The sequence below is a fragment of the Streptomyces sp. NPDC057623 genome (genome assembly GCF_042800355.1).
Taxonomy (GTDB): domain Bacteria; phylum Actinomycetota; class Actinomycetes; order Streptomycetales; family Streptomycetaceae; genus Streptomyces.
On sequence record NZ_JBHVGZ010000014.1, the window covers coordinates 150,958 to 177,161 of the forward strand.

Annotated in this window: 21 protein-coding genes; 18 read left to right on the forward strand and 3 right to left on the reverse strand. The window is 70.3% G+C overall.

Going from position 1 to position 26,204, the window contains the following annotated elements:
- Positions 1–130: 130 nt before the first annotated feature.
- From ACFU95_RS17595 to ACFU95_RS17605, 3 genes are all read left to right on the forward strand, one after another.
- Entirely contained in the window at positions 131–334 is a 204-nt protein-coding gene (locus ACFU95_RS17595; protein ID WP_030048901.1) for a hypothetical protein, read from the forward strand.
- A 253-nt stretch (positions 335–587) separates the two neighbouring features.
- Positions 588–4,172, forward strand: a complete 3,585-nt coding sequence (smc, locus tag ACFU95_RS17600; protein WP_383828116.1) for a chromosome segregation protein SMC — start codon at positions 588–590, stop codon at positions 4,170–4,172.
- 224 nt (positions 4,173–4,396) lie between these two features.
- The gene (locus ACFU95_RS17605) at positions 4,397–5,812 is read left to right on the forward strand and encodes a sugar porter family MFS transporter (protein ID WP_383828118.1); all 1,416 of its coding nucleotides are present in this window, start codon (positions 4,397–4,399) and stop codon (positions 5,810–5,812) included.
- 142 nt (positions 5,813–5,954) lie between these two features.
- Here the strand turns inward: ACFU95_RS17605 and ACFU95_RS17610 are convergent, their stop codons facing one another.
- The gene (locus ACFU95_RS17610; protein WP_383828120.1) at positions 5,955–6,926 is read right to left on the reverse strand and encodes an LLM class flavin-dependent oxidoreductase; all 972 of its coding nucleotides are present in this window, start codon (positions 6,924–6,926) and stop codon (positions 5,955–5,957) included.
- A gap of 105 nt (positions 6,927–7,031) precedes the next feature.
- Between ACFU95_RS17610 and ftsY the strand changes: the two genes are divergently transcribed.
- On the forward strand, positions 7,032–8,243 hold the full coding sequence (ftsY, locus tag ACFU95_RS17615; protein WP_383828122.1) for a signal recognition particle-docking protein FtsY: 1,212 nt from the start codon (positions 7,032–7,034) through the stop codon (positions 8,241–8,243).
- Between the two features lie 108 nt (positions 8,244–8,351).
- Here ftsY and ACFU95_RS17620 read toward each other — a convergent pair whose 3' ends face one another.
- The gene (locus ACFU95_RS17620) at positions 8,352–9,008 is read right to left on the reverse strand and encodes a bifunctional DNA primase/polymerase (RefSeq protein ID WP_383828124.1); all 657 of its coding nucleotides are present in this window, start codon (positions 9,006–9,008) and stop codon (positions 8,352–8,354) included.
- A 457-nt stretch (positions 9,009–9,465) separates the two neighbouring features.
- On the opposite strand from ACFU95_RS17620, the gene ACFU95_RS17625 reads away from it, so the two are divergent.
- From ACFU95_RS17625 to ftsH, 6 genes are all read left to right on the forward strand, one after another.
- Positions 9,466–10,959, forward strand: coding sequence for a hypothetical protein (locus ACFU95_RS17625; RefSeq protein WP_383828126.1), 1,494 nt, complete (start codon positions 9,466–9,468; stop codon positions 10,957–10,959).
- 415 nt (positions 10,960–11,374) lie between these two features.
- Positions 11,375–12,730 carry an ammonium transporter gene (locus ACFU95_RS17630; protein ID WP_383828128.1) on the forward strand — a complete coding sequence of 452 codons (1,356 nt, stop codon included), beginning with the start codon at positions 11,375–11,377 and terminating at the stop codon, positions 12,728–12,730.
- Entirely contained in the window at positions 12,727–13,065 is a 339-nt protein-coding gene (locus ACFU95_RS17635; protein ID WP_003997576.1) for a P-II family nitrogen regulator, read from the forward strand. The genes ACFU95_RS17630 and ACFU95_RS17635 overlap by 4 nt, the downstream gene beginning before the upstream one ends.
- A 28-nt stretch (positions 13,066–13,093) precedes the next feature.
- Positions 13,094–15,541, forward strand: coding sequence for a [protein-PII] uridylyltransferase (locus ACFU95_RS17640; protein WP_383828130.1), 2,448 nt, complete (start codon positions 13,094–13,096; stop codon positions 15,539–15,541).
- Positions 15,542–15,647: 106 nt separating this feature from the next.
- On the forward strand, positions 15,648–17,201 hold the full coding sequence (ffh, locus tag ACFU95_RS17645) for a signal recognition particle protein (protein ID WP_383828132.1): 1,554 nt from the start codon (positions 15,648–15,650) through the stop codon (positions 17,199–17,201).
- 133 nt (positions 17,202–17,334) lie between these two features.
- Positions 17,335–19,272 (forward strand): ATP-dependent zinc metalloprotease FtsH, encoded by a 1,938-nt coding sequence (ftsH, locus tag ACFU95_RS17650; RefSeq protein WP_383828134.1) that lies wholly within the window; start codon positions 17,335–17,337, stop codon positions 19,270–19,272.
- Between the two features lie 52 nt (positions 19,273–19,324).
- On the opposite strand, the gene ACFU95_RS17655 is transcribed toward ftsH, so the two are convergent.
- Entirely contained in the window at positions 19,325–20,182 is an 858-nt protein-coding gene (locus ACFU95_RS17655) for an SAM-dependent methyltransferase (RefSeq protein ID WP_383828136.1), read from the reverse strand.
- A gap of 197 nt (positions 20,183–20,379) precedes the next feature.
- Here ACFU95_RS17655 and proS point away from each other — a divergent pair, with 197 nt between their 5' ends.
- From proS to lepB, 8 genes are all read left to right on the forward strand, one after another.
- The gene (proS, locus tag ACFU95_RS17660; RefSeq protein WP_383828138.1) at positions 20,380–21,795 is read left to right on the forward strand and encodes a proline--tRNA ligase; all 1,416 of its coding nucleotides are present in this window, start codon (positions 20,380–20,382) and stop codon (positions 21,793–21,795) included.
- 261 nt (positions 21,796–22,056) lie between these two features.
- Positions 22,057–22,653, forward strand: a complete 597-nt coding sequence (locus tag ACFU95_RS17665) for a hypothetical protein (RefSeq protein WP_383828140.1) — start codon at positions 22,057–22,059, stop codon at positions 22,651–22,653.
- A 327-nt stretch (positions 22,654–22,980) separates the two neighbouring features.
- Positions 22,981–23,400 (forward strand): 30S ribosomal protein S16, encoded by a 420-nt coding sequence (gene rpsP / locus ACFU95_RS17670; RefSeq protein ID WP_030048919.1) that lies wholly within the window; start codon positions 22,981–22,983, stop codon positions 23,398–23,400.
- A 2-nt stretch (positions 23,401–23,402) separates the two neighbouring features.
- Positions 23,403–23,642 carry an RNA-binding protein gene (locus tag ACFU95_RS17675; protein WP_003973401.1) on the forward strand — a complete coding sequence of 80 codons (240 nt, stop codon included), beginning with the start codon at positions 23,403–23,405 and terminating at the stop codon, positions 23,640–23,642.
- A gap of 83 nt (positions 23,643–23,725) precedes the next feature.
- On the forward strand, positions 23,726–24,277 hold the full coding sequence (gene rimM / locus ACFU95_RS17680; protein WP_383828142.1) for a ribosome maturation factor RimM: 552 nt from the start codon (positions 23,726–23,728) through the stop codon (positions 24,275–24,277).
- Positions 24,277–25,110, forward strand: a complete 834-nt coding sequence (gene trmD, locus ACFU95_RS17685) for a tRNA (guanosine(37)-N1)-methyltransferase TrmD (protein WP_383828144.1) — start codon at positions 24,277–24,279, stop codon at positions 25,108–25,110. The genes rimM and trmD overlap by 1 nt, the downstream gene beginning before the upstream one ends.
- 133 nt (positions 25,111–25,243) lie before the next feature.
- On the forward strand, positions 25,244–25,594 hold the full coding sequence (rplS, locus tag ACFU95_RS17690; RefSeq protein WP_151786088.1) for a 50S ribosomal protein L19: 351 nt from the start codon (positions 25,244–25,246) through the stop codon (positions 25,592–25,594).
- A gap of 60 nt (positions 25,595–25,654) precedes the next feature.
- A partial coding sequence (gene lepB / locus ACFU95_RS17695) for a signal peptidase I (RefSeq protein WP_383828147.1) occupies positions 25,655–26,204 on the forward strand: 550 nt, incomplete at its 3' end.

Sequence of the window (26,204 nt, forward strand, 5' to 3'; positions counted from 1 at the left end):
CCCGCGCACCTTCGCTGTTTGGCGTGGCTGAACGGCAGTACAACTCAAGGCCTGCCAAGCAACCGCGGGTGCGAATCCCTCACGACCCACACCGCTTCGGTCGGTCACTCAGTGTGGAGGACCATCCATCATGGCAAAGGCGCTTCTCGGTTACGTCGGCGGCTCCGACCCTCGACTCCTCGCCGAGATGCGACGGCTCCAGCAGCGCGTACAGGACCTGGAATCCGAGCTCGGACGAATCCAGGCGGAGAACGACGCGCTGACGGCTGCCGCTTCTCACGACAGGATCATGGAGAGCATCGACGCACACCAGGCGGAGCCTGCGCTCACCTGATCACTGCATCGCTCTACAACAGCACAAGCAGTGGTTGGGCGGCCCGTATCCAACCGCTAAGTAATTGTCAGGCGACTGGTAAGTCAGTCGTCAGAAGTTGCAAGGGACGCTTCGGCGTCCCTTCTTTCTTGCCCCCCGCTTACTGGCCCGCGCATCCTTTCACCCTCTTTAACGTCTGGTGTGCCCTGCACGTTCATCGGTGAAACCGCGGGTTCATGGAGTGGGATACCGGCGGAAGGTAGAGTCCAGCGCCGTGCACCTCAAGGCCCTGACCCTCCGCGGGTTCAAGTCGTTCGCATCGGCGACCACACTCCGGTTCGAGCCGGGGATCACGTGTGTCGTCGGTCCGAACGGCTCGGGCAAGTCCAATGTCGTGGACGCGCTCAGCTGGGTCATGGGCGAGCAGGGTGCCAAGTCGCTGCGCGGCGGCAAGATGGAGGACGTCATCTTCGCCGGCACCACCGGCCGTCCGCCACTTGGCCGTGCCGAGGTTTCGCTGACCATCGACAACTCCGATGGAGCACTGCCCATCGAGTACGCCGAGGTCACCATCACGCGGATCATGTTCCGCAACGGCGGCAGCGAGTACCAGATCAACGGCGACACCTGCCGTCTCCTCGACATCCAGGAACTCCTCTCCGACTCCGGCATCGGCCGTGAGATGCACGTCATCGTCGGCCAGGGCCAGCTCGACTCCGTCCTGCACGCCGACCCCATGGGCCGCCGCGCCTTCATCGAAGAGGCGGCGGGCGTCCTCAAGCACCGCAAGCGCAAGGAGAAGGCCCTCAGGAAACTGGACGCGATGCAGGCCAACCTGGCGCGCGTGCAGGACCTGACGGACGAGTTGCGCCGGCAGTTGAAGCCGCTGGGCCGCCAGGCGGCCGTGGCGCGCAGGGCCGCCGTCATCCAGGCCGATCTGCGCGACGCCCGGCTCCGCCTCCTCGCCGACGATCTCGTACGGCTCCGTCAGGCGCTCCGGACCGAGGTCGCCGACGAGGCCGCGCTCAAGGAGCGCAAGGAAGCCGCCGAGCAGGAGCTGAGAAAGGCGCTTCAGCGCGAGGCCCTCTTGGAGGACGAGGTACGGCAGCTCACGCCGCGCCTCCAGCGCTCCCAGCAGACCTGGTACGAGCTGTCGCAGCTCGCCGAGCGGGTGCGCGGCACGATCTCGCTGGCCGAGGCGCGCGTGAAGAGCGCGACGTCCGCGCCGCCGGAGGAGCGCCGGGGCCGCGACCCCGAGGACATGGAGCGCGAGGCCGCCCGGATCCGTGAGCAGGAGGCCGAACTCGAAGCGGCCCTGGAGGCTGCCGAGCACGCCCTGGAGGACACGGTCGCCCACCGCGCCGAGCTGGAACGCGAACTCGCCCAGGAAGAACGGCGGCTGAAGGACGTCGCCCGTGCCATCGCCGACCGTCGTGAGGGCTTGGCCCGGCTGAACGGGCAGGTCAACGCGGCCCGTTCGCGTGCGGCCTCGGCCCAGGCCGAGATCGACCGCCTGGCCGCCGCGCGGGACGAGGCCCAGGAGCGGGCCTTCGCCGCGCAGGAGGAGTACGAGGCGCTGAAGGCCGAGGTCGACGGCCTGGACGCCGGCGACGCGGAACTCGGCGAGCAGCACGAGACGGCGAAGCAGCAGCTCACCGAGGCGGAGGCCGCCCTCACCGCGGCTCGCGAGGCGGCCACCGCGGCGGAGCGCGGACGGGCCGCGACCCAGGCCCGCCATGAGGCGCTGGCACTGGGGCTGCGCCGCAAGGACGGCACGGGGATACTGCTCGGCGCGAAGGACCGCCTCACCGGCCTGCTGGGCCCGGCGGCGGAACTGCTGACCGTGACGCCGGGCTACGAGGTTCCCCTGGCGGCGGCGTTCGGGGCGGCGGCGGACGCGATCGCGGTGACGTCACCGTCCGCGGCGGCGGAGGCGATCCGGTTGCTGCGCAAGCAGGACGGTGGCCGGGCGTCACTGCTGCTGGCGGGGGAGCCGGAGGCGCCCCCCAGGGGCGCGGGGAACGGCGCGACCAGCCACAACGAACCCGCAGACGCCAGACAGCGAAACGTGGCAGATTTCGTCCGCGGCCCTTCCGAGCTCATGCCCGCCGTACGCCGTCTCCTGCGGGGCATCGTCGTGGTCCCCACCCTCGAAGAGGCCGAGGAACTCGTCTACGCCCACCCCGACCTCACCGCCGTAACCGCCGAAGGCGACCTCCTCGGCGCCCACTTCGCCCACGGCGGCTCGGCCGGCGCCCCCAGCCTCCTCGAAGTACAGGCCTCCGTGGACGAGGCCGCCGCCGAGTTGGAAGAGCTGGCCGTGCGCTGCGAAGAGCTCACCGAGGCCCAGCACGCGGCAGCCGAACGCCGCAAGGCTTCCGCCGCGCTCGTCGAAGAGCTGGGAGAGCGGCGCCGGGCCGCCGACCGGGAGAAGTCGACAGTCGCCCAGCAACTCGGTCGGCTCGCAGGCCAGGCAAGAGGAGCGGCAGGCGAGGCGGAGCGCTCCGTGGCCGCCGCCGCGCGGGCCCAGGACGCCCTCGACAAGGCCCTGACGGATGTCGAGGAACTCGCCGAGCGGCTCGCCGTGGCCGAGGAGATGCCGGTCGAGGAGGAACCCGACACGTCGGTACGGGACCGTCTCGCCGCCGACGGTGCCAACGCCCGCCAGACCGAGATGGAGGCCCGCCTCCAGGTCCGTACGCACGAGGAACGCGTCAAGGGCCTCGCCGGGCGCGCCGACTCCCTCGACCGCGCCGCCCGAGCGGAGCGCGACGCACGCGCGCGTGCCGAGCAGCGGCGGGCCCGGCTGCGGCACGAGGCGGCCGTCGCGGAAGCCGTCGCCTCCGGCACGCGCCAACTGCTCGCGCACGTCGAGGTCTCCCTCGCCCGCGCCGACGAGGAGCGCACCGCCGCCGACGCGGCCAAGGCGCGGCGCGAGCAGGAACTCACCGTCGCCCGTGGCCAGGGCCGCGACCTCAAGGCCGAACTCGACAAGCTGACCGACTCCGTGCACCGTGGCGAGGTCCTCGGCGCCGAGAAGCGGATGCGGATCGAGCAGCTGGAGACCAAGGCGCTGGAGGAACTGGGCGTGGAGCCCGCCGGGCTCGTCTCCGAGTACGGCCCCCATCAGCTCGTACCGCCCTCCCTGGCCGCCGAGGGCGAGCAGCTCCCCGAGGACCCCGAGCACCCGCGCAACCAGCCCAAGCCCTTCGTCCGGGCCGAGCAGGAGAAGCGGCTCAAGGCCGCCGAGCGGGCCTACCAGCAGCTCGGCAAGGTCAACCCGCTCGCCCTGGAGGAGTTCGCGGCGCTGGAGGAACGGCACAAGTTCCTCAGTGAGCAGCTGGAAGACCTGAAGAAGACCCGCGCCGATCTGCTCCAGGTCGTCAAGGAGGTCGACGAGCGGGTCGAGCAGGTCTTCACCGAGGCATACCGGGACACGGCCCGCGAGTTCGAGGGCGTCTTCAGCCGGCTCTTCCCCGGTGGCGAGGGACGGCTGATCCTGACCGATCCCGACAACATGCTCACCACGGGTGTCGACGTCGAGGCGCGTCCTCCCGGCAAGAAGGTCAAGCGGCTGTCGCTGCTCTCGGGTGGTGAGCGCTCACTCACCGCGGTCGCGATGCTGGTGTCGATCTTCAAGGCCCGGCCGAGCCCGTTCTATGTCATGGACGAGGTCGAGGCCGCCCTCGACGACACCAACCTCCAGCGGCTGATCCGCATCATGCAGGAGCTTCAGGAAGCCTCGCAGCTGATCGTGATCACGCACCAGAAGCGCACGATGGAGGTCGCCGACGCGCTGTACGGCGTCTCCATGCAGGGCGACGGTGTGTCAAAGGTCATCAGCCAGCGTCTGCGCTGAGGCCGGCCTCGGGGCGTGAGCCCGTCGGCACCCAGCCACTTTCACCATCTCTTCAAGAAGTGAACGCACGTCACCTAATCGCGTCGTGAAACTCATAGCCACTCGCCTATTGACTTCGAAACTTGAAGGCATAGTCTCTGCAACGTTGCTTTTACCTTCAGGTATCACTACTTGGAGCGGCTGACCCCCACCCGGCAGCGTTGCCGGTGGCCCGAGGAGTACACGTGACCAGCACAGCGCAGGCACAGACGTCAGGAGCCAGGACGGCTCACCCCGAACATCTCGGGCACGTCGTCTTCATCACCGCGGCGGCCGCCATGGGCGGCTTCCTCTTCGGCTACGACAGCTCCGTGATCAACGGAGCCAACGGCGGCATCCAGGCCCGGTTCGACCTCAGCTCGGGTGTCACCGGGACCGTCGCCGCCAGCGCCCTGCTCGGCAGTGCCCTGGGCGCCGCGATCGCCGGCCGCATAGCCGACCGCATCGGCCGGATCCGCGTCATGCAGATCGCGGCGGTGCTGTTCGCCGTGAGCGCCGTCGGTTCCGGCCTCCCCTTCGCCGCGTGGGACCTCGCCGCCTGGCGTGTCCTCGGCGGCATCGCCATCGGTATGGCCTCCGTGATCGGCCCGGCCTACATCGCCGAGGTCGCCCCGCCCGCCTATCGTGGCCGGCTCGCCTCGTTCCAGCAGGCCGCCATCGTCATCGGCATCGCCGTCTCCCAGCTCGTCAACTGGGCCATCCTCAACATGGCCGACGGCGAGGAGCGCGGGACGGTCGCGGGCCTGGAAGCCTGGCAGTGGATGCTCGGGGTGATGCTCGTACCCGCCCTGGTCTACGGCCTGCTGTCCTTCGCGATCCCGGAGTCCCCGCGCTATCTGATCAGCGTCGGCCGCATCGAGGACGCCAAGAAGGTGCTCGCCGACGTCGAGGGCGGCGCGGACCTGGACGGCCGGGTCACCGAGATCGAGCAGGCCATGAAGAGCGACCACAAGTCGACCTTCAGGGACCTGCTGGGCGGCCGGTTCGGTCTGCTGCCGATCGTGTGGATCGGCATCGGCCTCTCCGTCTTCCAGCAGCTGGTCGGCATCAACGTCATCTTCTACTACTCGAACCTGCTGTGGCAGTCCGTGGGCGTCGACCCGTCGAGCTCGTTCTTCTACTCGTTCGAGACCTCGATCATCAACATCATCGGCACCGTGATCGCGATGATCTTCGTCGACCGCCTCGGCCGCAAGCCGCTCGCTCTCATCGGCTCCGTCGGCATGGGCATCTCGCTCGCCGCGGCCGCCTGGGCCTTCTCCTTCCAGAACGGCAGCGACCCGTTGCCGACCGCGCAGGGCTACGTCGCGCTGATCGCCGCCAACGCCTTCGTCCTCTTCTTCGCCATGTCCTGGGGCGTGGTCGTCTGGGTCATGCTCGGCGAGGTCTTCCCGAACAAGATCCGCGCCGCCGCCCTGGGCGTGGCCGCCTCGGCCCAGTGGATCGCCAACTGGGTCATCACGATCACCTTCCCGGACCTGTCGGACTGGAACCTGTCGCTGACGTACGTGATGTACGCGGTGTTCGCCTTCCTCTCCATCCCGTTCATCCTCAAGTTCGTGCCCGAGACCAAGGGCAAGAAGCTGGAGGAGATGGGCTGAGCGGCCCCCGAACTCGGGGGGAAGGGCCAAGTCCCCGCTGCCCCTCCTCCCGTATCTCCGCCGCCGCCCCGGCTCGGCCACTGCCCGAGCCGGGGCGGCGGTGTCGTTGTGTGCGGGGCCGGGTGGCGGCGCGGGCGGGGCGTCAGTCGCCGAGGCAGGGCAGCACCCGCTCGCAGAACAGCCTGAGGCTGTGCCACCCCTCCTCCACCGGCATCCCGCCCGACAGCGGGTGCAGCACGTAGTTGTCGAACCCCAGCGCCACGCACTCCTGCGGCGTCACGATCCGGTACACGCCCTCTGCGCGCAGCTCGTCCACGCTGGTGGCCGCCGACTTCACGGCGGACCGTACGTCCCCGGACTGCCACGAGGCGTACGTCCGTGCCTCGTGCAGGAAGTGCCCGCCGCAGCGGGCCCACGCCCGGTCGGGATCCTCGGCGATGTGCAGCAGGGGCGTCTCGGCGGCAGGCATCATCGTCCAGCCCTCGGTGCCGTACTCGACGAGCCGCTCCTTGTAGTACGCCTCCAGCTCGGGCAGATGCGCGCTGGGGAAGAAGGGCAGGCCGAGCCGGGCGGCCCGGCGGGCGGCGGCCTGCGAGGAGCCGCCGACCAGCAGCAGGGGGTGCGGGTCGGTGAACGGGCGCGGAGTGACCCGCACCGTTCGGCCCCGGTACTCGAACTCCTCCCCGGTCCACGCCTTCAGCAGCGTCTCCAGCAGCTCGTCCTGGATCCTGCCGCGCCGCTTCCACTCCACGTCGAACAGGGCGTACTCCTCGGGCCGGTACCCGATCCCGGCGACCGTCACCAGCCGTCCGCCGCTCAGCAGATCCAGTACGGCGATCTCCTCGGCGAGCCGCAGCGGATCGTGCAGGGGGCCGATGATCGCCGAGACCGTGACGGCGAGGCGCCGCGTCGCGCCGAAGACCGCGGCCGCGAAGGCGAACGGCGACGGCAGCCAGTTGTTCTCGGCGCCGTGGTGCTCCTCGGTCTGCACGGTGGTGATGCCGTGCCCGTCGGCGTACGCGGCCATCTCCAGGGCCGCCCGGTAGCGGGCGGCGAGCGAGGCGCGGGTCGCGTCGGGCTCGACGAGGTTGAAGCGTACGACCGTGACGGGCATGGGGGTCCCCCTTCACCGGGCGGGTGTGGGGGAGGACGTTAGCTGACGGTGTGTCAGGCATCCAGGGGGGTGTCGCCGGGCTCCATGGCCGATACTGGACGGGTTATGGACATCCTCATCCTTGCTGTAGTCATCGCCGTGGTGGTGCTCGGCGCGCTCGGCGGGCTCATCGTCGGCAGCCGGCGCAAGAAGCAGCTGCCCCCGCCGCCCCCCGCCGCCCCCGACATCACCGCCCCTCCGGCCGAGCCGCACGTCGGCGACGAGGCCGAGACACCGCGCGACGAACCGCGCCGGACCATAGAGGAGGTGGACCTTCCGGGCGGCGGAGCACCGACCGCCGTCGAGGAACCGCCGGTCGTCGAAGAGCTCCCGCCGACCGAGATCGAGATCCCGGAGCCCGTCGCAGGCCGCCTGATCCGACTGCGCGCCCGGCTCTCCCGCTCGCAGAACGCGCTCGGCAAGGGACTGCTCACGCTCCTGTCGCGCGAGCACCTCGACGAGGACACCTGGGAGGAGATCGAGGACACGCTGCTCACCGCCGACGTCGGCGTGCTGCCCACCCAGGAACTGGTCGACGGGCTGCGCGAGCGCGTGAAGGTGCTCGGCACCCGCACCCCCGCCGAGCTGCGCGGCCTGCTGCGCGAGGAACTGCTCAAGCTGGTCGGCACCGACATGGACCGTGTGGTCAAGACCGAGCCGGAGGCGAGCAAGCCCGGCATCGTGATGGTCGTCGGCGTCAACGGCACCGGCAAGACCACCACCACCGGCAAGCTCGCCCGCGTCCTCGTGGCCGACGGCCGCAGTGTGGTCCTGGGCGCTGCCGACACCTTCCGAGCCGCCGCCGCCGACCAGCTCCAGACCTGGGGCGAGCGCGTGGGCGCCTACACCGTGCGCGGGCCGGAGGGCGGCGACCCCGCCTCCGTCGCCTTCGACGCGGTCAAGGAGGGCAAGGAGATGGGCTCCGACGTCGTCCTCATCGACACCGCCGGGCGCCTGCACACCAAGACCGGCCTCATGGACGAGCTCGGCAAGGTCAAGCGGGTCGTCGAGAAGCACGCGCCGCTGGACGAGGTGCTGCTCGTGCTCGACGCGACGACCGGGCAGAACGGTCTGGTGCAGGCCCGCGTCTTCGCCGAGGTCGTCGACATCACCGGCATCGTGCTCACCAAGCTGGACGGCACGGCCAAGGGCGGCATCGTGGTCGCGGTCCAGCGCGAGCTGGGCGTACCGGTGAAGCTGATCGGGCTGGGCGAGGGTGCCGACGATCTGGCGCCGTTCGAGCCGGAGGCGTTCGTTGACGCCCTTATCGGAGAGTGACCTACCGAATTCGGTATCTGGTCGAAGAAGCGCCCGCCTCCCAAGGTGCAGTTGGGGGACGGGCGCTTCGCTGTGTACGGCTGTGAGGCCTGTGCCCGGTGGTGCGCCCTACGCCCGCGACCGATGCGCCACGTAAGCCAGCGTGCCCAGCAGTAACCGTGCCGCCGGCGGCTTCGAAGCCGTGTCCAGCTCGGGGGGCCGCAGCCAGCGCACCGGCCCCCGGCCACCCCGGTCGGAGGGCGGGGCGGTGATGGACGTACCGAGGCCGAGGCCGCGGAGGTCCAGGTGGGTCGGGTCGTCCCAGCCCATGCGGTAGAGGAGCTCGGGGAGCTCGGCGGCGGCGCCCGGGGCGACGAAGAAGTGGGCGCGGCCCTCGGGGGTGGCGGTGACGGGGCCGAGGGGGAGGCCCATGCGTTCGAGCCGGGCCAGCGCGCGGCGTCCGGCGGCCTCGGCCACCTCGATCACGTCGAACGCCCGCCCGACCGGCAGCATCACCGAGGCGCCCGGGAACTCCGACCACGCCTTGCTGACGTCGTCGAGCGTGGCCCCGGCCGGGACGTGGGGCGCGAAGTCGAGGGGGTGTGCGCCGGGCGCGGCGCAGTCGGGGCGGCCGCACGAACAGGCGCCCGCCGCGGCCCGCGCGCCGGGCACCACGTCCCAGCCCCACAGTCCGGTGAACTCGGCGACGGCGGTGCACTCCGAGGAGCGGCCGCGTCGACGCGAGCCGGACCGGATCTCCCGGATGCCGCCGATCGTGAAGCCCATGCCCCCTCCAACGGGTCCAGCGCGCGGGTGGTTACGGCGCGGATGCGGAACGTGACCCTGTGTGTTCTTGGGTGGCCGGTTACCCTCTGACGCCGCTCGGCTCACGCGGCGCTCGGAAGCGTCCAGGGTTGCGGGCTCGGCGACGCGCGCCTCCAAGTGCTTCGCTCCGCCCACTTCCGGCCGTCCTATGTCAAGTGAATCGTGTGGAGGCGACCGTTAGTTCATCCGAAGGGGTGGCGAATGGTGGCGTTTCCGGGATCGCCATGGCTGCGCGCGTGATCGTAGGATTACCGTGTGTGCACGAGCCTCGGGGCACATGCACTCGTGGGTATGCCGGGGGCAAGTCGGCTTTCCGTTCGAAGGGTGACAACTGGCGGACGGCCGACCGTATTTACCGGCATTCTGATAGGGCTTGGCGCACTCGGTGACAAGTGGTCCAAGGGATGGGGGCGTTCCAGTGAGCGGCAACAGCGGAAGCGGTACGAGTGCTGGTGGCGCATCGCACGCTGACAAGCGCCCGAACGAGCTGCTCACGTCCTGGTTCGTGCGCAGCGGCTGGTCGAAGGGCGAACTCGCCCGCCAAGTGAACCGCCGCGCCCGCCAGTTGGGTGCCAACCACATCTCGACCGACACCTCCCGCGTGCGCCGCTGGCTCGACGGTGAGAACCCGCGCGAGCCGATCCCGCGGATCCTGTCCGAGCTGTTCTCCGAGCGGTTCGGCTGTGTCGTCTCCGTCGAGGACCTCGGCCTGCGAGCCGCCCGGCAGTCACCCTCCGTGTCCGGCGTCGACCTGCCCTGGACGGGTCCGCAGACGGTGGCCCTGCTCAGCGAGTTCTCGCGCAGCGACCTGATGCTGGCGCGGCGCGGCTTCCTCGGGAGCTCGCTCGCCCTGTCCGCGGGCCCGGCCCTCATCGAGCCGATGCAGCGCTGGCTGGTCCCCGCGCCGCCCGCCCCGTACCAGGAGCCCCGGGCCGTCCCGTCCTCACGCGCGCGTGGCCGGCTGTCCAAGCCGGAGCTGGACCTCCTGGAGTCCACCACCGTGATGTTCCGGCAGTGGGACGCCCAGTGCGGCGGCGGCCTGCGCCGCAAGGCGGTCGTGGGCCAGCTGCACGAGGTCACCGACCTGCTCCAGGAGCCCCAGCCCGAGGCCACCACCAGGAAGCTGTTCAAGGTCGCCGCCGAGCTGGCCGAGCTGGCCGGCTGGATGTCGTACGACGTGGGACTCCAGCCCACCGCGCAGAAGTACTTCGTCCTCGCGCTGCACGCCGCCAAGGAGGCGGGCGACCGGCCGCTCGGCTCGTACGTCCTCTCCAGCATGAGCCGGCAGATGATCCACCTCGGTCGGCCCGAGGACGCCCTGGAGCTGATCCATCTCGCGCAGTACGGCAGCCGGGACTGCGCGAGCCCGCGCACCCAGTCGATGCTGTATGCGATGGAGGCCCGCGCGTACGCCAACATGGGCCAGCCCGGCAAGTGCAAGCGGGCGGTCCGGATGGCCGAGGACACCTTCTCAGAGTCCGACGAGTGGGACGAGCCGGACCCCGACTGGATCCGCTTCTTCTCCGAGGCCGAGCTGTACGGCGAGAACTCCCACTCCTACCGTGACCTGGCCTATGTCGCGGGCCGCAGCCCGACGTACGCCTCGCTCGCCGAGCCCGTGATGCAGCAGGCCGTGGACCTGTTCGCGAAGGACGGCGAGCACCAGCGGTCGTACGCACTGAACCTGATCGGCCTGGCCACGGTGCACCTGCTGCGGCGCGAACCGGAGCAGAGCGCGGTCTACGCGGAGCAGGCCATGGCCATCGCCAAGAAGGTGCGCTCCGAACGCGTCAACACTCGTATCCGAAAGACGGTCGACACGGCTGTACGCGATTTCGGGGATCTCGCCGAGGTCGTGGACCTGACGGACAAACTCGCCGTGGAGCTGCCGGAGACCGCGGAGGCGGTCTGAGCTTCGCGTGCGATCGCAGCGCAACCCCTGAACCCCGGCCGCGGCCGGCCCTCCCGAACTGCCCGACTCGGCTCCCCCATGCCAGGTCATCGGAAGGCCGACCGCGGCCGGTCGCTGTTCTTCGCGCCTGAACCGGCGCCGCTCCCGCGGATGTGGCTGGTCGCCACGGGGGTTCCTCCATCGATGGGTGCGGTGCCATTCATCGAAGGTTGCGCCACGATAACGATCAGGCAGCCGGACATCAGGTAGTTCATCGAGGCGTAACACAGAAGGCGCCCTTGTCACGGCAGCGAAACAACGAGGGGCTTCCACCGAAACCGCGCTGCGTCAATCTCTTGGCGCATAACCGGCCCGCCCCTCATTTTCCGCTCAGGCTTCGCCCGCACGGGGCCGTACACATGACGAGGAGACGCCGATGGCACCAGCCATCATGATGGCGGCAGACAAGGTAGAGCTGTCGCCCGCCAACACAGGTTTCATGCTCATCTGCTCCGCCCTGGTGATGCTCATGACCCCGGGCCTGGCCTTCTTCTACGGAGGCATGGTCCGCGTCAAGAGCACCCTGAACATGCTGATGATGAGCTTCATCAGTTTGGGGATCGTCACCATCCTGTGGGTGCTGTACGGCTTCTCCATGGCGTTCGGCACCGACTCCGGCAGCCTCATCGGCTGGAACTCCGACTGGATCGGCCTCAGTAACGTCGACAAGGGCGAACTCTGGAGCTCGGCGGGCACGACGTACAACATTCCGCTGCTGGTCTTCTTCGTCTTCCAGCTGATGTTCGCCATCATCACCCCCGCCCTGATCAGCGGTGCTCTCGCGGACCGTGTGAAGTTCTCGGCATGGGCGCTGTTCATCGCGCTCTGGGCCACGGTCGTGTACTTCCCGGTCGCCCACTGGGTCTGGGGCGCGGGCGGCTGGGCCTTCGACATGGGCGTGATCGACTTCGCCGGTGGTACGGCGGTCCACATCAACGCCGGTGCCGCGGCGCTCGGCGTGATCCTGGTCATCGGCAAGCGCGTCGGCTTCAAGAAGGACCCGATGCGTCCGCACAGCCTCCCGCTGGTCATGCTGGGCGCGGGCCTGCTGTGGTTCGGCTGGTTCGGCTTCAACGCCGGTTCCTGGCTCGGCAACGACGACGGCGTCGGCTCGCTGATGTTCGTCAACACGCAGGTCGCCACCGCCGCCGCCATGCTCGCCTGGCTCATCTACGAGAAGATCCGCCACGGCGCGTTCACCACGCTGGGTGCCGCCTCCGGTGCGGTCGCGGGCCTGGTCGCCATCACCCCGGCCGGTGGCGCGGTCACCCCGATCGGCGCGATCGCCGTCGGCGCCATCGCCGGTCTCCTGTGCGCCATGGCCGTCGGCCTGAAGTACAAGTTCGGCTACGACGACTCGCTCGACGTCGTCGGTGTCCACCTGGTCGGCGGTATCGCCGGCTCGATCCTGATCGGCTTCTTCGCCAGCGGCAAGGGCCAGTCCGAGGCCACCGGCGTCTTCTACGGCGACCACAGCTTCGACCAGCTGTGGAAGCAGCTCGCCGGTGTCGGCGGTGTCCTCGTCTACTCCCTGGTCGTCTCCGCGGTCCTCGCCTTCATCCTCGACAAGACCATCGGTATGCGGGTCGACGAGGACGAGGAAGTGGCCGGCATCGACCAGGCCGAGCACGCCGAGACCGCATACGACTTCAGTGGCGCCGGCGGCGGTGCCGCCCGGAGTGCAGCCCCGGCCCCGGCCGCGGCGGCCGCGAGCAAGAAGGTGGACGCATGAAGCTCATCACCGCAGTCGTCAAGCCCCACCGGCTCGACGAGATCAAGGAAGCCCTCCAGGCTTTCGGGGTCCACGGCCTGACGGTCACCGAGGCGAGCGGCTACGGTCGTCAGCGGGGCCACACCGAGGTCTACCGCGGTGCCGAGTACACCGTCGACCTGGTCCCGAAGATCCGCATCGAGGTGCTGGCCGAGGACGACGACGCCGAGCAGCTGATCGACGTCATCGTCAAGGCCGCCCGCACCGGCAAGATCGGTGACGGCAAGGTCTGGTCCCTCCCGGTCGAGACGGCCGTACGGGTGAGGACCGGCGAGCGCGGGCCCGACGCGCTCTGAGGCAGCACAACAGAACAGGAGTCGCTGGGTGACGAGCACGGACGTTTCCAAGGATGCAGAGGACTCGGGACCCAGCGGCTACGCGGCGGCCCGGCTGCGTCTCCTCACCGAGGAGGCGCGGTCCGGGCCGCCGCGCCGTGCCGCCCTCGCGGAACTCACCGACGAGTGGCTGACCGGCCTGTTCGCCGCCGGCGCCGAAGGGCTGCGCGGGGTGTCCCTGGTCGCCGTCGGGGGGTACGGCCGTGGTGAGCTGTCCCCGCGCAGCGATCTGGACCTGCTCCTGCTGCACGACGGCACCGACTCCGGCGCGGTGGCGGCCCTGGCCGACCGCATCTGGTACCCGGTCTGGGACCTCGGCCTCGCCCTCGACCACTCCGTGCGTACACCCGCCGAGGCCCGCAAGACGGCCGGTGAGGACCTCAAGGTCCAGCTGGGCCTGCTGGACGCCCGGCACATCGCGGGCGACCTCGGTCTCACCGCCGGACTGCGCACGGCGGTCCTGGCCGACTGGCGCAACCAGGCGCCCAAGCGGCTGCCCGAACTCCAGGAGCTGTCCGCCGAACGCGCCGAGCGCCAGGGCGAGCTCCAGTACCTCCTGGAACCCGATCTGAAGGAAGCCCGCGGCGGTCTGCGCGACGCCACCATCCTGCGCGCCGTCGCCGCCTCCTGGCTGGCCGACGCCCCGCGCGAGGGCCTCGACGACGCCCGGCGCCGACTGCTCGACGTACGCGACGCCCTGCACCTCACCACCGGGCGCGCGACCGACCGGCTCGCGCTCCAGGAGCAGGACCAGGTCGCCGCCGAGCTCGGACTGCTCGACGCCGACACCCTGCTGCGGCAGGTGTACGAGGCGGCACGGGTCATCTCGTATGCCAGCGATGTCACGTGGCGTGAAGTGGGGCGCGTACTGCGGTCGCGCGCCGTGCGACCGCGGCTGCGCGCCATGCTGGGCGGCGGGAAGCCGACCGCCGAGCGTTCCCCGCTGGCAGAGGGCGTGGTGGAGCAGGACGGCGAGGTGGTGCTCGCCCGCGCCGCGCGCCCCGAACGCGACCCCGTGCTGCCCTTGCGCGCCGCGGCCGCCGCGGCCCAGGCCGGGCTCCCGCTCTCCCTGCACGCCGTACGGCGCCTGGCGGGCACCGTACGCCCGCTGCCCACGCCCTGGCCCGCCGAGGCGCGCGAGCAGCTCGTGACCCTGCTCGGCTCCGGCCGCCCCACGGTCGACGTGTGGGAGGCGCTGGAGGCGGAAGGCCTGATCACCCGCCTCCTCCCGGACTGGGAGCGGGTCCGCTGCCGCCCGCAGCGCAACGCCGTGCACATCTGGACCGTCGACCGGCATCTGATCGAGACGGCCGTGCGGGCCTCCGAGTTCACCCGCCGCGTCCACCGCCCCGACCTCCTGCTCGTCGCCGCCCTGCTGCACGACATCGGCAAGGGCTGGCCCGGGGACCACTCGGTGGCCGGCGAGATCATCGCCAAGGACGTCGCCGCGCGGATCGGCTTCGACCGCGACGACGTGGCCGTGCTCTCCACCCTCGTACGCCACCATCTGCTGCTCGTCGACACGGCCACCCGGCGTGACCTGGAGGATCCGGCCACCGTGCGCTCGGTCGCCGAGGCGGTCGGCTCGCAGGGCACGCTGGAGCTGCTGCACGCGCTGACCGAGGCGGACGCCCTGGCGACCGGCCCGGCGGCCTGGTCGTCCTGGCGGGGTTCCCTCGTCGCCGACCTGGTCAAGCGGGTCGCGGCCGTGCTCGCCGGGGACGACCTCGACGAGCCCGAGGCCGCCGCCCCCACCGCCGAGCAGGAGCGGCTCGCCATCGAGGCGATGGCGACCGGCAGTCCGGTGCTGTCCCTGCGCGCGCAGACCGAGCCGCTGACCGGGGAGCAGCCCTCGGACGACCCCGAGCCGCTCGGCGTGGAGCTCCTCATCGCCGTACCGGACCAGCCGGGCGTGCTGCCCGCGGTGGCCGGCGTCCTGGCGATGCACCGCCTCACCGTCCGCACGGCCGAGCTGCGCGCCCTGGACCTGCCCGACGGCGTCGAGGGCTCCGTCCTGCTGCTGAACTGGCGGGTCGCCGCCGAGTACGGCTCCCTGCCGCAGGCCACCCGGCTGCGCGCCGACCTCGTCCGCGCCCTGGACGGCACCCTGGACATCGCCGGGCGCCTGGCCGAGCGGGACGCCGCCTACCCGCGCCGCCGGGGTGTCGTGCCACCGCCGCCGAGGGTGTCGGTCCACCCGGCCGCGTCCCGGCTGGCCACGGTGATCGAGGTCCGCGCCCAGGACGCCCCGGGGCTGCTGTTCCGGATCGGCCGGGCGCTGGAGGAGGCGAGCGTGCGGATGCGTAGCGCACATGTCAGCACCCTGGGTGCCAACGCCGTCGACGCGTTCTATGTCACAGGTCCCGAGGGGGCGCCGCTGCCCGGCGAGGAGGCGGCCGCCGTGGCGCGCAAGTTGGAGGAGACCATGCGGGGCTGAGAGCCTGTTCAAAGGCTCTGAACCCAGGGATCCCGGCAACCTGTGCCGCCGGGATACCCTGGAGGGCGATTCCCAGCTGCCACCGACCCCGAGGACCGCGAGCGCCGTGTTCGATACTCTCTCCGATCGCCTCTCAGCGACTTTCAAGAACCTGCGCGGCAAGGGACGGCTCTCCGAGGCGGACATCGACGCCACCGCGCGCGAGATCCGCATCGCGCTCCTCGAGGCGGACGTGGCCCTGCCCGTCGTCCGGACGTTCATCAAGAACGTCAAGGAGCGTGCCCTCGGTTCCGATGTCTCCAAGGCGCTGAACCCGGCCCAGCAGGTCCTGAAGATCGTCAACGACGAGCTCGTCACGATCCTCGGCGGCGAGACCCGGCGTCTGCGCTTCGCCAAGCAGCCGCCCACCGTGATCATGCTCGCGGGCCTCCAGGGCGCCGGTAAGACCACCCTCGCGGGCAAGCTCGGCCGCTGGCTGAAGGAGCAGGGCCACTCGCCGCTGCTGGTGGCCTGCGACCTCCAGCGCCCGAACGCCGTGAACCAGCTGAGCGTCGTCGCCGAGCGCGCGGGCGTCGCGGTCTACGCGCCCGAGCCGGGCAACGGCGTGGGTGACCCGGTCAAGGTCGCCAAGGACTCCATCGAGCACGCCAAGGCCAAGGTCCACGACATCGTGATCGTGGACACCGCCGGCCGCCTGGGCATCGACCAGGAGATGATGCAGCAGGCCGCGGACATCCGGGACGCGGTCTCGCCCGACGAGATCCTCTTCGTCGTCGACGCGATGATCGGTCAGGACGCCGTCAACACGGCGGAGGCCTTCCGTGACGGCGTCGGCTTCGACGGCGTGGTGCTCTCCAAGCTCGACGGTGACGCCCGCGGTGGTGCCGCCCTGTCGATCCGGCAGATCACCGGCAAGCCGATCATGTTCGCGTCGAACGGCGAGAAGCTCGACGAGTTCGACGCCTTCCACCCGGACCGGATGGCCTCCCGCATCCTCGACATGGGTGACCTGCTCACCCTGATCGAGCAGGCGGAGAAGACGTTCGACCAGGCCGAAGCCCAGAAGATGGCCGAGAAGCTGGCCTCCAAGAAGGGCCAGGACTTCACCCTCGACGACTTCCTGGCCCAGATGGAGCAGGTCAGGAAGATGGGCTCCATCTCCAAGCTGCTCGGCATGCTCCCGGGCATGGGCCAGATCAAGGACCAGATCAACAACCTCGACGAGCGGGACGTCGACCGCACGGCCGCGATCATCAAGTCGATGACCCCGGCCGAGCGCCAGGAGCCGACGATCATCAACGGTTCCCGCCGCGCCCGAATCGCGCGCGGTTCCGGTGTCGAGGTCAGCGCGGTCAAGAACCTCGTCGAGCGGTTCTTCGAGGCCCGCAAGATGATGTCCCGCATGGCCCAGGGCGGCGGCATGCCCGGTATGCCGGGGATGCCGGGCATGGGTGGCGGTCCCGGCCGGACGAAGAAGCAGCCCAAGAAGGCCAAGGGCAAGCAGCGCTCCGGCAACCCGATGAAGCGCAAGCAGCAGGAGCAGGAGGAAGCCGCCCGCCGCGCCGCCGCCGCTCAGGCCGGAGGCGCCTTCGGAGTGCCGGGCCAGCAGGCTCCGCAGGACTTCGAGCTGCCGGACGAGTTCAAGAAGTTCATGGGCTGACATGGGCTGACGGTTCGCCCGTGCGACCGTCTCGTCCCGTACGGCTCCTCTCGCGTACGTCATTGAGGGCGCCCCTTCCGCAGGGGCGCCCTCAGCGCGTGCCGGGGACCGGCATCTGCCGTAACGTCCAGATATGAGCAATGCCGCGCCACCACGCAAGGCCCCTGACCAGCCGTGGCGCACCGAGGGCACACCGGACGAGCCGCCCGGGCAGCCCCGTGGCCGACGGATGCGCGGCCGCTGGTGGGGCCTGCTCCTCACCGCGGTGATCGTGTTCCTGCTCGCCTATGTGGGACTGACGTACTTCGACCGGGGCAACGAGCCGACGATCTCCTACACCGAGTTCAGCCGACAGGTCGACGCCGGCAATGTCGAGAAGCTCTACTCCAAGGGCGACGCGATCCAGGGAGAGCTCAAGAGCGCCCGGGACAACCCCGACGGCGACGGTGACTACACCCGGTTCAAGACCCAGCGGCCGGCCTTCGCGGACGACGACCTCTGGCGGCAACTGGACCGCCACGACGTCACGGTGACCGCACAGCCCGTCGTGAAGGAGCGCGGCGTCGTCTCCAACCTGCTGTTCTCCCTGATCCCGATCGTGCTGCTGCTCGCCGTCTGGATCTTCGTCGCCCGGCGGATGGGCGCGGGAATGGGCGGGGCGGGAGGCATGCTCGGCCGCAAGGCCCCGCCCAAGCCGGTCGAACTCCAGCCCGGCAAGGAACGCACGACGTTCGCCGACGTGGCCGGCATCGACGAGGTCAAGGGCGAACTGGACGACGTCGTCGACTTCCTGGAACATCCCGACGCCTACCGCAGGATGGGCGCGAAGATGCCGCGCGGCGTGCTGCTCGCGGGCTCGCCCGGCACCGGCAAGACCCTGCTGGCCCGTGCGGTCGCGGGCGAGGCGGGCGTGCCGTTCTTCTCCGCCTCCGCCTCCGAGTTCATCGAGATGATCGTCGGAGTGGGGGCCTCCCGCGTCCGCGAACTGTTCGCCGAGGCCCGCAAGGTGGCGCCGTCGATCATCTTCATCGACGAGATCGACACCATCGGGCGGATGCGCGGCGGCGGCGCCTCGGTGAGCGGGCACGACGAGCGCGAGCAGACCCTCAACCAGATCCTCACCGAGATGGACGGCTTCTCCGGCTCGGAGGGCGTGATCGTCATCGCGGCGACGAACCGCGCCGACATCCTGGACCCGGCGCTGACCCGGCCCGGCCGCTTCGACCGGGTGGTCAACGTCTCCCCGCCGGACCGCGGCGGGCGCGAGGCGATCCTGCGCATCCACACCCGCGGGATCCCGCTCGCCGAGGACGTGGACCTGACCCAGGTGGCCCGCACGACCCCGGGCATGACCGGTGCGGATCTCGCCAACCTCGCCAACGAGGCCGCACTGCTCGCGGTCAAGCGCAAGCAGGACCAGGTGACCGGTTCGGACCTGTCCGAAGCCCTGGAGAAGGTGCAGCTGGGTGCCGAGCGCACCCTCGTGATGCCCGAGGAGGACCGTCGGCGCACCGCGTTTCACGAGAGCGGCCACGCCCTCCTCGGCATGCTCCAGCCGGGCGCCGACCCCGTACGCAAGATCACCATCGTGCCCCGCGGCCGGGCGCTGGGCGTGACGATGTCGACGCCCGAGGTGGAGCGGTACGCGCACTCCGAGGGATATCTGCGCGGCCGCATCATCGGCGCCCTGGGCGGCATGGCGGCGGAACAGCTGGTCTACGGCGTCGTCACCACGGGCGCCGAGAACGACCTCGAACAGGTCAGCAACATCGCCCGCGCGATGGTCGCCCGCTGGGGCATGAGCGAGCGGGTGGGCCGGCTGTCCGCCCTGCCCAGCGACCCCCAGCAGGCGTACGGGCTCGCGGCCGCCCCGCAGACCCTCGACGTGATCGACGCCGAGATGCGCCGGATCGTCGACGAGTGCTACGAGGAGGCCGGCCGCAAACTCCGTGATCACCGAGGACAGTTGAACGCCCTGGCCGAGGCGCTGCTGGAGAACGAGACGCTGGAGGAGGCGGACGCGTACCGGATCGCGGGGATCACCCGGCTGACGAAGGACGACGCCCAGTAGGACGCCTTTCGCCCACCAGGGCGACGCTCGGCCCTGTCGGTCACCCCTGCGTTCAGGGCACCCGGGCGATCAGGTACCGGAACACGTTCGGCATCCACACCGTCCCGTCCCGCCGCTGATGCGGATGCAGCGCTTCCGTCAGCTCCTTGTCCACCTGGGCCTGGTCGGTCGCGGTGATCGCCGCGTCGAAGAGGCCCGTCGACAGCAGTCCGCGTACGGCGCTGTCCACGTCCGCGTACCCGAAGGGGCAGGCCACCCGGCCCGAGCCGTCGGGCCTGAGACCCGCGCGCTGGGCGACCTCCTCCAGGTCGTCCCGCAGTGCGGGGCGCCAACTGCCCGCACTGCGCAAGGGATCGGCCAACTTCGTGGCGACCCGCAGCACGGACGACGTGGCACAGCGCTCCGGCGGACCCCAGCCGGCCAGGACGACAGGCGCCCCCCGCAGCGCGAGCGGTGTCGCGGCCGCGAGCGTCTCCCCGAGCCCCTCCGAGTCACCCGCCAGGCAACCGATGGGCTCGAACGCGGTCACCAGCGTGTAGGCGGGCGCCGCCGGGTCGGCCGCGTCGCCGGGCGAACCGTCGACGAGCCGGGTGCCGGCACGCGCGCGCGTGTCCCACGTGTCGGGCAGCATCCGCTGCCGTGCCAGGGTCAGTCGTTCGGGGGAGGCGGACTCGACGCCGGTGACGGCCGCGCCTCTGGACGCCGCCATCAGCAGGGCGAGCCCGCTGCCGCAGCCAAGGCCCAGGAGCCGGGTCCCCGGGCCCACTTCCACTCGCTCGTAGACGGCCTCGTAGAGCGGAACCAGCATCCGCTCCTGGATCTCGGACCAGTCACGCGCGCGTGCACACAGGTCCACACGGGCTGCAGCGCCCGCGTGAGGCAGGTGCTGCCGCACGAGCGTAGGTGTCATCTAAAGCGCCCCAATCCGCAGAGAGTTGCCTCTGTGTCCGATTCCGTGGCCCCCGTGACATGCGCTCACATCCCCACGTATGCCAGGAAACTCCGCACCCGACGTCGCGTCCAGGGGTCGCGGAGCCCTGCTTGAGGCTTCCCTGCGTCCATGGCTGAAATTCACATTCCGGCAAGGTGTGCCCGTACCATCGCGCCATGGCAAAGGCACCCGTTCTGACGCCGCGGGCGGACGACTTCCCGCGCTGGTACCAGGATCTGATCACCAAGGCGGAGCTGGCCGACAACGGCCCGGTGCGCGGCACGATGGTCATCCGGCCGTACGGGTACGGGCTGTGGGAGCGGATGCAGGCCGAGATGGACGCCCGGATCAAGGAGACGGGCACGCAGAACGCGTACTTCCCGTTGCTGATCCCGCAGTCGTATCTCACGCGCGAGGCGGACCACGTCGAGGGCTTCGCGCCGGAGCTCGCGGTCGTCACGCACGGCGGGGGCAAGGAGTTGGAGGAGCCGGCGGTCGTCCGCCCCACCTCCGAGATGATCATCAACGACTACTTCTCGAAGTGGGTGCAGAGCTACCGCGACCTGCCCCTGCTGATCAACCAGTGGGCGAACGTGGTCCGTTGGGAACTCAGGCCCCGCCTCTTCCTGCGCACGACCGAGTTCCTCTGGCAGGAGGGCCACACCGCGCACGCCACGTACGAGGACGCCCGCGAGTTCGCCGCCCACATCCACCGCGAGGTCTACGAGGACTTCATGGTGAACGTCCTCGCGATGGACGTGGTCCCCGGCCGCAAGACGGTCAAGGAGCGCTTCGCCGGCGCCGTCAACACCCTCACGCTCGAAGGGATGATGGGCGACGGCAAGGCCCTCCAGATGGCCACCAGCCATGAGCTGGGCCAGAACTTCGCCCGGGCCTTCAACACCTCGTACCTCTCGAAGGACGGCACCCAGGAGCTGGTCTGGCAGACCTCCTGGGGCTCCACCACCCGCATGATCGGCGCCCTGGTGATGATGCACGGCGACGACAACGGCCTGCGGGTCCCGCCGCGCCTCGCACAGATCCAGGCCGTCGTCGTCGCCATCAAGGGCGACGAAGCGGTTCTGGCCAAGGTCCGCGAGATCGGCGATCAGCTGAAGGCGGCCGGCATCCGCGTCCACGTCGACGACCGCACCGACACCCCCTTCGGCCGACGCGCGGTCGACTGGGAGCTCAAGGGCGTCCCCGTCCGTATCGAGGTCGGGCCCCGTGACCTGGAGAGCGGCACCGCGATGCTGGCCCGCCGCATCCCGGGCGGCAAGGAGCCGGTGGCCATCGAGTCCCTCGTACGGCTGCTCCCCGCGGTCCTCGAAGAGGACCAGGCGCTGCTGCTGGCCCAGTCCCGCGCCCGCCGCGAGTCACGCACCACGGAGGTGACGACGATCGAAGAGGCGGTGGAGGCCGCGGTCGCCGGCGGCTGGGCACGCGTCCCGTGGGCGACGCTCGGGGAAGAAGGCGAGGCCAGGCTGGCCGAGCACGCCATGACCGTACGGTGTCTGGTCGCCGAGGACGGGTCGGTGCCGGACGCCGATGACGCGCCCGGTAACGTCGCGGTCGTCGCGCGCGCTTACTGAGATGACGCCCGTGTGGAACGAGAGCGGCCGAAACGCCTCTTGCGCATCCGCAAACCACAACCACACCGGCGCGTGGACAGGGCGTACGCGCCGGGGCGTACGTCAGACTACGCACCACCTTGGCATGAGCTGTGCGGCTTCTCCGCAGATCGGCGCACCCGCCCTCGTCGTGGCGCATCATTCGCAACTGACGGGTACGTGCAAATTATTTGGGATGGCCCGGAATCGGAACACAGCGGCACTCCGGCTCGTTGTCATTACGTGAGCACGACACAGACACCACCTGTTCTCGCCGCAGAGCTGGCGCAGGCGTGGGCCGACATTCAGCGGTACCACCCCGAGCTGCCGGATCTCGCCGCGCCAGAGTCCCTGATCGGGGAGTCGTCGTCCGCCTGCGGTCACGAGCTCTCCTTCGAGCGACTGCTTCACGAGGCAGTCCATGGCGTCGCCGCCGCGCGCGGCGTCCGCGACACCTCCCGGGCCGGCCGCTACCACAACCGCAGATTCCTCGCCATCGCCGAGGAGCTGGGCCTGGACCACCCCGAGGAACCGCATCCGAGCAGCGGTTTCTCCCTGGTCACGCTCAACCCCGAGGCCAAGCGCCGCTACCGTCCGACCATCGAACGCCTGCAGCGCGCCCTGAAGGCCCACACCGCGGCGACCTCCGCCGACACGAGCAGGACCTTCCGGGGTCCGGCCGCCCGCCACGGCTCCTCCGGAGGGGGCGTCCGCGTCAAGGCGGTCTGCGACTGCGGGCGCAACGTCCGGGTCGTTCCGTCGGTGCTGGCGCAGGCGCCGATCGTGTGCGGCGGCTGCGGGAAGCCGTTCCGCATTCCGGAGGTCATGGGCGCGGCGTAGCGGCGCCCCGTCGGGCACCGGCATCTCGTGGCTGCCGGTTCGCCAGGTGGCGCCGACGGCAGGGGTGCTGTCGCGTACTCGCTCCCGCGTGCGATCCCGCGACGGCACCCCGACCGCCGGGTGCCCCTCAGTCATGCCCCGGGCGCCTGCACCGCCCCTCGGCCCGAGGTGACCCGCGGGGTGTGGCACAATGGCTAGCTGTACTCGACAGTCGCACAGGACCCCTCTCTCCTCCGGCTGACGCGTCCATCGGGCACTCGGGTACCGCAACCCCACGCGGCAGTCTCGCCGTGCCCAACCACGTCAAATCCAGGAGAACCCACTCCCGTGGCAGTCAAGATCAAGCTGAAGCGTCTGGGCAAGATCCGTTCGCCTCACTACCGCATCGTCGTCGCCGACTCCCGCACCCGTCGTGACGGCCGTGCGATCGAGGAGATCGGCAAGTACCACCCGACGTACAACCCGTCGGTGATCGAGGTCGACGCGGACCGTGTCGCGTACTGGCTGGGTGTCGGCGCGCAGCCGACCGAGCCCGTGCTCGCCATCCTGAAGAAGACCGGCGACTGGCAGAAGTTCAAGGGCGAGCCCGCCCCGGCTCCGCTGCTCGTCGCCGAGCCGAAGAAGGCGCGCCCGTCGTTCGAGGCCCTTGGTGGCGACGACGAGGGCAAGGGTGAGGCGATCACCCAGAAGAAGAAGGCGGAGAAGAAGGACGAGGCTGCCGCCGAGTCCGAGTCGGCCGAGGCCTGAGCATGCTCGAGGAGGCTCTCGAGCACCTCGTGAAGGGCATCGTCGACAACCCTGACGATGTGCAGGTCGCCTCGCGCAACCTGCGCCGCGGACGCGTGCTCGAGGTCCGGGTTCACCCCGACGACCTCGGCAAGGTGATCGGTCGTAACGGCCGTACCGCTCGCGCTCTGCGCACCGTCGTGGGCGCCATCGGCGGCCGCGGTGTACGCGTCGACCTCGTCGACGTGGACCACGTCCGCTGACGCCGAACGCAGCACCGGCTCGGGCCGGGGAGGGCCACTGGGCCGTCCCCGGCCCGTAGTCGTACGACAGGAGATTTGAACTCGTGCAGCTGGTAGTCGCACGGATCGGCCGCGCCCACGGCATCAAGGGCGAGGTCACCGTCGAGGTCCGTACCGACGAGCCGGAACTGCGGCTCGCCCCCGGCGCCGTCCTGGCCACCGACCCGGCCGCCACCGGGCCGCTCACCATCGAGACCGGCCGGGTCCACAGCGGCCGGCTCCTCCTGCGCTTCGAGGGGGTCAGGGACCGCACCGGCGCCGAGGCGCTGCGCAACACCCTCCTCATCGCCGAGATCGACCCGGACGAGCTGCCCGAGGAAGAGGACGAGTACTACGACCACCAGCTCATGGACCTCGACGTGGTGACCGCGGACGGCGCCGAGGTGGGTCGGATCACCGAGATCTCGCACCTGCCCTCCCAGGACCTCTTCATCGTCGAGCGGCCCGACGGGAGCGAGGTGATGATCCCCTTCGTCTCGGAGATCGTCACCGAGATCGACCTGGAGCGGCAGCGGGCCGTCATCACGCCGCCGCCGGGCCTGATCGACGACCGCGCGGAGGTCGCCTCCTCGCGCGACGCGGAGGCCGAGGGCTGATGCGGCTCGACGTCGTCACGATCTTCCCCGAGTACCTGGAGCCGCTGAACGTCTCCCTCGTCGGCAAGGCACGCGCGCGTGGACAGCTGAACGTCCATGTGCACGACCTCCGCGGCTGGACGTACGACCGGCACAACACGGTCGACGACACGCCGTACGGCGGTGGCCCGGGCATGGTCATGAAGACCGACCCCTGGGGAGACGCGCTGGACTCCGTGCTGGCGGACGGCTACGAGACGGGGTCCGGCGGGCCCGCCCTGATCGTCCCCACCCCCAGCGGCCGTCCCTTCACCCAGGAACTCGCCGTCGAGCTCTCCGAGCGGCCCTGGCTGATCTTCACGCCGGCCCGCTACGAGGGCATCGACCGCCGTGTCATCGACGAGTACGCGACCCGGATGCCCGTTTACGAGGTGTCCATCGGCGACTACGTCCTCGCCGGCGGCGAGGCGGCCGTACTGGTCGTCACGGAGGCCGTGGCGCGCCTGCTGCCCGGCGTCCTGGGGAACGCCGAATCGCACCGGGACGACTCCTTCGCGCCCGGCGCGATGGCCAACCTCCTGGAGGGGCCCGTCTACACCAAGCCGCCCGAGTGGCGGGGCCGGGACATCCCGGACGTGCTGCTCAGCGGCCATCACGGCAAGATCGCCCGCTGGCGCCGGGACGAGGCGCTGCGACGTACCACGGCCAACCGGCCCGATCTCATCGAGCGTTGCGACCCCAAGGTCTTCGACAAGAAGGACCGCGAGATGCTCTCCATCCTGGGCTGGATGCCCGACCCGGAGGGGGAGCGGTTCGGCCGATTTTGGCGCAGGACAGAGGCCGTGGAAGAATAGGTCGCTGTTGTGCGTCGTCCGGCGTGCGCCCCTGCCGCAGGGGGACACGACGCCCGCCCCGGCACGGACAGCATCCTCACGAAAAACTAGCTCCCGCCTATGACCTGTGGCATGGGCGAAGAAAGCAGACGAAATGTCTCACCTGCTCGACTCCGTCGACGCCGCGTCGCTGCGCAGCGACGTCCCGGCCTTCCGCCCGGGCGACACGGTCAACGTCCACGTCCGCGTCATCGAGGGCAACCGCTCCCGTGTGCAGCAGTTCAAGGGCGTTGTGATCCGCCGCCAGGGTGCCGGTGTCCGCGAGACCTTCACGGTCCGCAAGGTCTCGTTCTCCGTCGGCGTCGAGCGCACCTTCCCGGTGCACACCCCGATCGTCGAGAAGATCGAGCTCGTCACCCGCGGTGACGTGCGTCGCGCCAAGCTGTACTACCTGCGCGAGCTGCGCGGCAAGGCGGCGAAGATCAAGGAGAAGCGCGAGAACTGAGCGCTTTCGGGGGCTCGCCCCCGCGGGGTCCCGTGCGGGGCCGGATAACATCTGGCCCCGATGGACACCGAAGCACAGCCGACGGAGCGCGACCGCTCCTCCCGCCCTTCCGAATCCGAGGAGATCTCGGACACAGAGGGGCAGGAGGGACGGTCGCGTTTCGCGTTGGTGTCGTGGATCACCGAGTGGCTGCCGGGCGGGCGGATCAGCCTGACCCTGCTGGTCTTCCTGGTCTTTCTGCTGCTGCTCAACACGTTCGTGCTGCGGCCGTTCGAGATCCCCAGCGGATCGATGGAGTCCGGATTGAGGATCGGTGACCGCGTTCTCGTAAATAAGTTGGCGTACCGTTTCGGTGCCGAACCACGACGCGGTGATGTGGTCGTGTTCGATGGAACTGGGTATTTCGGGGATGCCGACTACATCAAACGCGTTGTGGGTGTGGGGGGAGACCACGTGGTCTGCTGTGACAAGAGGGGGAGGATCCAGGTGAACGGCCGGTCGGTCGACGAGTCGACGGTCCTGTACCCCGGCGACAGCCCGTCGGCGGTGCGGTTCGACATCGTCGTGCCCGACGGCACCCTGTTCGTCCTCGGCGACCACCGCAGCGCGT